Below are 4,743 nucleotides of genomic sequence, written 5' to 3'. Positions count from 1 at the left end.
CTGTCACCTCGGCGCGCAGGATCCGCGCCCGCTCGTCGGGATCGGCGGCCCGGCGGTGCGGGCGGTCCTCGGCGAGGGCGCGCGCCATCTGCGCGGCGCCCAGCAGCCGGGCGGTCGGCGGCAGCATCGAGCCGGTGAGCCCGCGCGGATAGCCGGAGCCGTCCATCCGCTCGTAGACCATCGCGGCCGGTCCCGCGAGCACCGCCAGGTGGGGGCTGCGGGCCAGGACGCGTTCGGTGAGGTAGGGGACCATGCGTTCGCGTTCGCTCGCGGTCAGGGGTCCGGGCTTGTTCCAGATGCCGGTCGAGACGCCGATGGTACCGAGCCGGCACACCAGCCCGGCCCGGCGCAGCGTGGTCACCTGGTCGGCGGGGAGTCCGTATTCGCGGGCCGCCGCGGCGGCCAGATCGGCGACGGCGCGCGAATGGCCGAGGAACTAGGTGGCTTTCGCGTCGGCGTAGTCGGCGAACACCGTGAGCACATCGGTGAGTTCGGTCTCGGGGAGGGGTCTGTCGAGCGCGGCGCAGCCGTCGATGACGTGCTGCCAGGCGTCGACCCGATCCAGTCCGTCCAGTAGCGCGCCGTCGTCGCGGACGCACAACTCGACCAGTTCCGGGTCGAACTCGGTGCCGCTGCGCGAGCGCAACATGCGCACGGCGGCTTCGACACCACCCATCCGGGCGTGGACCTCGGCGTCGTCGGCGATGTGGACCACCCGCATCACCGGGATGATCCCGTCGCCGCGTAGACCCGACGGCACGCCGTGGCCGTCCCAGCGCTCGAAGGCCTGCGGTAGCGCGGTGCGGACCGCGGCGGGCAGCTCGAGGCGCTCGGCGATGTCGGCGAGGAACCGGCTCGCCACCGAGATCCGGTGCAGCGGTGAGCCGGTTGCGGCGAGGTGGCCGAGCAGGAAGGTCAGCATCGGCAGCCCGGTCTTGTCGATCCGGTAGCTGTCGGCCCTGATCCGCAGGGCATCGCCGAACCAGCGCGCCATCTCGGGGGAGTCCGCGACGCAACCGACCCACGCCAGCAGTGAAACGTAGTACGCGGCAGCACGATCGGCGTCGGACAGACCCGCGGCGGTGGCGAGCCGGGTGGCCGGCACGGTCTGACGCAAGACGTGCTCCTGTGGCTGGCCCAGGCCGAGGTCGGTGGCCGGCGACAGCGAGGCGACCAGTTCGGCCAGGCGCATCGGCCTGCGCGGCTCCGTCATGGTGATTTCAGAGGACCCCTTGCGCTCGATGCATTGCCGATATATCGTCGATAACGTCAAGGGCAGCGAGAGAGCCTGAGGAGGCTGTCATGCACAACGCAGAGAATCGAGAATTCGGACACTTCGGTCGCGGTCGTGGACCCGGCCCCGCGGAATTCGGTCCCGATCGGCGGCAGTTCCGCCGGGGCGGGCGACACGGGCACGGTCCCGAGTTCGGGCCGGGCTTCGGCCCCGGGTTCGGCCCGGGTTTCGGTCCCGGCTTCGGTCGTGGACGCGGCCGCGGCGGCCGGGGCAGGCGCGGTGACGTGCGCGCCGCGGTGCTGCTGCTGCTCGTCGAGCGGCCCATGCACGGCTACGAGCTGATCCAGCAGATCCGCGAGCGCAGCGACGACATCTGGCGTCCGAGCCCGGGGTCGATCTACCCCGCCCTGGCCCAGTTGGAGGACGAGGGACTGGTGCTCATCGAGAAGGTGGCCGGTCGCAAGACCGCCCAGCTCACCGGCGAGGGCAAGGCCTATGTCGAGGCCAATCGCGAGGAACTCGGTGACCCGTGGGCCGAGGTCAAGCAGGACGTCGGCGCCCAGGCGCTGGATCTGCGCGGCCTGGTCGGGCAGGTCATGGGCGCGGTCGGTCAGGTCGCCCAGGTCGGGACGGCGGAGCAGGCGGCCAAGGCCGCCGAGGTGCTCACCGAGACCCGGCGGGCGCTGTATCGGATCCTCGCCGAGGACGATGTCACGCCCGGGGACGACCCCCGATAATTCAGGGCACTCATTCCCTCTTCTCGGGGGTGCGAAACCTGTGCGGACGGTGTAATTCTTTGGGATATGGAACAGCCGCGGCGCAGGTGGGTTTGGGGAACGGCACAAAGGCGACGAACGGGCGCGATCGCCTTAGCCGTGGCCGCGGTGTTCGCGGCGACGCTGACCTCGCCCGCCGCCGCCGAACCGGCCGGATACCGGCCCGCCCTGGTGCCGAACGAGCCGGGTCCCCGGCAAACCGACCATCTCGCCGCCGCCCGCTACCTCGACACGCATCCCACCGCGGTTCCGTTGGGGGTCAACAACTTCGGCTGTAAGCCGACCGCCGACCATCCGCGTCCGGTGGTGCTCGTGCACGGTACCGACTCGAGCGCGTACTCCGATTGGGCGGGTATCGGTCCGCAGCTCGTGGACGCGGGCATGTGCGTGTTCGCGCTCAACTACGGCGGCGCGCCGGGCGCCGACACCTACGGCACCGAGGACATGCGGGTCAGCTTCGCCCAGCTCGCCGCGTTCGTCGACGACGTGCTGGCGGTCACCGGGACCACGAAGGTCGACCTGGTCGGCTTCTCCCAGGGCGCCACGGTCAGCCGCTACTACGTCAACAAGCTCGGCGGGGCGGCGAAGGTCGGCACCTGGGTCGGCCTCGCCTCGCCCAGCTACGGCGGCGTCATGTACGGCCTGGTCCCGGTGGGGCAGGCGGTGCCCGGGATGATGGACGTCTTCGCCGAGGTCACCTCGACGGCGGCGGTCCAGCAGGCGCAGGGCGAGCCGCTCATGGTCGAGCTCAACGCGGGCGGCGACACCGTGCCCGGCGTCCGCTACGTCACCGTCGGCAGCCGGGTGGACGAGATGATCCAGCCCTTCGACAACATCGCCCTGCACGGCCCGGGCGCGGAGAACCTGGTCCTGCAGGATCTGTGCGCCGACGACCTGACCGGACACTTCCACATGGTCTACGACCCGTTCGTGCAGCAGCTGCTGCTGCGGGTGCTGGATCCGGCCCACGCGCCGGCGCCCGTGTGCACACCGGTCGCGCTCGGCACCGGCATTCCCCAGGTGATCATCGCCGGGAACTCCTGACGACCACGCCGGGCGGGAGCATCGGCCGCGGTCACTAGAATGGGACGACCGCACTTCGTCCAGCCGGGAGCCGCCGCGTGACCATTCAGCCCGTTCGCCTGTTCGGCGATCCGATTCTGCGTTCCCGTGCGGATGCGGTCACCGAGTTCGGTGCCGAACTCGGTCAGCTCATCGCCGATCTCACCGAGACCATGCACGACGACGGCGGGGTCGGGATGGCGGCGCCGCAGATCGGGGTCGGGCTGCGGGTGTTCGTCTACGACACCGGCGACGCCGCGGGCCACGTGGTGAACCCGCAATGGTCGGCGATCGGCGACGAGGAGCAGGTCGGGCCGGAAGGCTGCCTGTCGATCCCCGGCGTGCGTTACGACGTGCGCCGGGCGTTGCGGGTCGAGGTCTCCGGCGTCGACAGCGCCGGTGCGCCGGTCGAATTCGAGGCCGAGGGGCTGCTCGCGCGGTGTGTGCAGCACGAGACCGATCACCTCGACGGCGTGCTGTTCGTCAGCAAGCTCGAGCCCGGCGACCGGAAGGACGCGATGCGGACCATCCGCGAATCCGACTGGTTCCGCAACGGCGTCACCGTGCGTGAGTCCAGCGGTGTCGGCGGTGGCCGCTGATGCGCGTCGTCTTCGCAGGCACCCCCGAACCCGCGGTGCCGTCGCTGCGGCGGCTCATCGACAGCGATCGGCACGAGGTGATCGCCGTGGTCACCCGGCCCGACGCCGTCGCCGGTCGCGGTCGCAAGCTGCTGCGCTCGCCGGTCGGTCAGCTCGCCGACGAGCACGGCATTCCGGTACTCACCCCCCGCAAGCCGGCCGACCCCGAGTTCGTCGCCGCGCTGACCGAGCTCGCGCCGGACTGCTGCCCCGTGGTCGCCTACGGTGCGCTGCTGCCCCAGCAGGTGCTCGATATTCCCGCCCACGGCTGGATCAACCTGCACTTCTCGCTGCTGCCCGCCTGGCGCGGCGCGGCACCGGTGCAGGCGGCGATCGACGCCGGTGACGACATGACCGGCGCGTCGACCTTCCGCATCGAGGCCGGGCTCGACACCGGCCCGGTGTACGGCGTGATGACCGAGAAGATCAACGTCACCGACACCGCGGGCGAGCTGCTCGGTCGGCTGGCCGAGGGCGGCGCGGTCCTGCTGGAGCGGACCCTCGACGGAGTGGAAGACGGGACGCTGCAAGCGATTCCGCAATCCGCCGACGGCGTGTCCTACGCGCCCAAGGTGACCGTGGAAGCGGGCCGGATCCGGTTCGACGAGCCCGCACTGGCCATCCACCGCCGCATCAGGGCCGTCACCCCGGCGCCCGGCGCGTGGACCGAGATGAACGGACTGCGGCTCAAACTGGGCCCGGTCGAGATGGTGGAGGAAACCTTGCCCGAAAGCGAGATCGAGGTGCGCAAGTCCGGCGTCTTCGTCGGTACGTCGACCACAGCGATCCGGCTCGGGCAGGTCCAGCCACCCGGTAAGAAGATGATGAACGCCCTCGACTGGGCCCGCGGCGCGCGCCTGGCACCGGGTCAGGTGATCGGATGAGCGCCTCCGATCGCCGGCGCCGCCGGGAAGCCGACGCCCGCGGCGGCACGACGCCCCGGGACGAGAAGAAGGTCGCCGGCAAGGACGTCGACGGCGGCTGGGCGGCGCGTGCCGCCAAGGGCGGCGGGACGGTGCGCGCGGGCGGCGGA

General features: G+C 71.3%; 6 protein-coding genes. 4 read left to right on the top strand and 2 right to left on the bottom strand.

The window, feature by feature from the left end; all coding sequences use genetic code 11:
• Both ATM97_RS34130 and ATM97_RS34125 read right to left on the bottom strand, forming a co-directional pair.
• Positions 1-406: HD-GYP domain-containing protein (locus tag ATM97_RS34130; RefSeq protein ID WP_374104812.1), on the bottom strand; the 406-nt coding region annotated here is incomplete at its 3' end.
• 30 nt (positions 407-436) lie between these two features.
• Positions 437-1,213 carry an HD domain-containing phosphohydrolase gene (locus tag ATM97_RS34125; protein WP_255586481.1) on the bottom strand — a complete coding sequence of 259 codons (777 nt, stop codon included), beginning with the start codon at positions 1,211-1,213 and terminating at the stop codon, positions 437-439.
• A gap of 89 nt (positions 1,214-1,302) precedes the next feature.
• Here ATM97_RS34125 and ATM97_RS00060 point away from each other — a divergent pair, with 89 nt between their 5' ends.
• The 4 genes from ATM97_RS00060 (at position 1,303) to fmt (ending at position 4,594) form a co-directional block, all read left to right on the top strand.
• A complete protein-coding gene (locus tag ATM97_RS00060; protein WP_218715833.1) occupies positions 1,303-1,971 on the top strand; it encodes a PadR family transcriptional regulator in 669 nt (222 codons plus the stop codon).
• A 66-nt stretch (positions 1,972-2,037) separates the two neighbouring features.
• Entirely contained in the window at positions 2,038-3,054 is a 1,017-nt protein-coding gene (locus ATM97_RS00055; RefSeq protein ID WP_374104811.1) for an esterase/lipase family protein, read from the top strand.
• Between the two features lie 77 nt (positions 3,055-3,131).
• A complete protein-coding gene (def, locus tag ATM97_RS00050) occupies positions 3,132-3,671 on the top strand; it encodes a peptide deformylase (RefSeq protein ID WP_218715832.1) in 540 nt (179 codons plus the stop codon).
• Positions 3,671-4,594 carry a methionyl-tRNA formyltransferase gene (fmt, locus tag ATM97_RS00045; protein ID WP_218715831.1) on the top strand — a complete coding sequence of 308 codons (924 nt, stop codon included), beginning with the start codon at positions 3,671-3,673 and terminating at the stop codon, positions 4,592-4,594. The genes def and fmt overlap by 1 nt, the downstream gene beginning before the upstream one ends.
• Positions 4,595-4,743: the final 149 nt, after the last annotated feature.

It is taken from the genome of Nocardia sp. MH4, from assembly GCF_019266065.1.
Taxonomy (GTDB): Bacteria; Actinomycetota; Actinomycetes; order Mycobacteriales; family Mycobacteriaceae; genus Nocardia; species Nocardia canadensis.
This window is presented reverse-complemented; position numbering and strand designations above follow the sequence as displayed.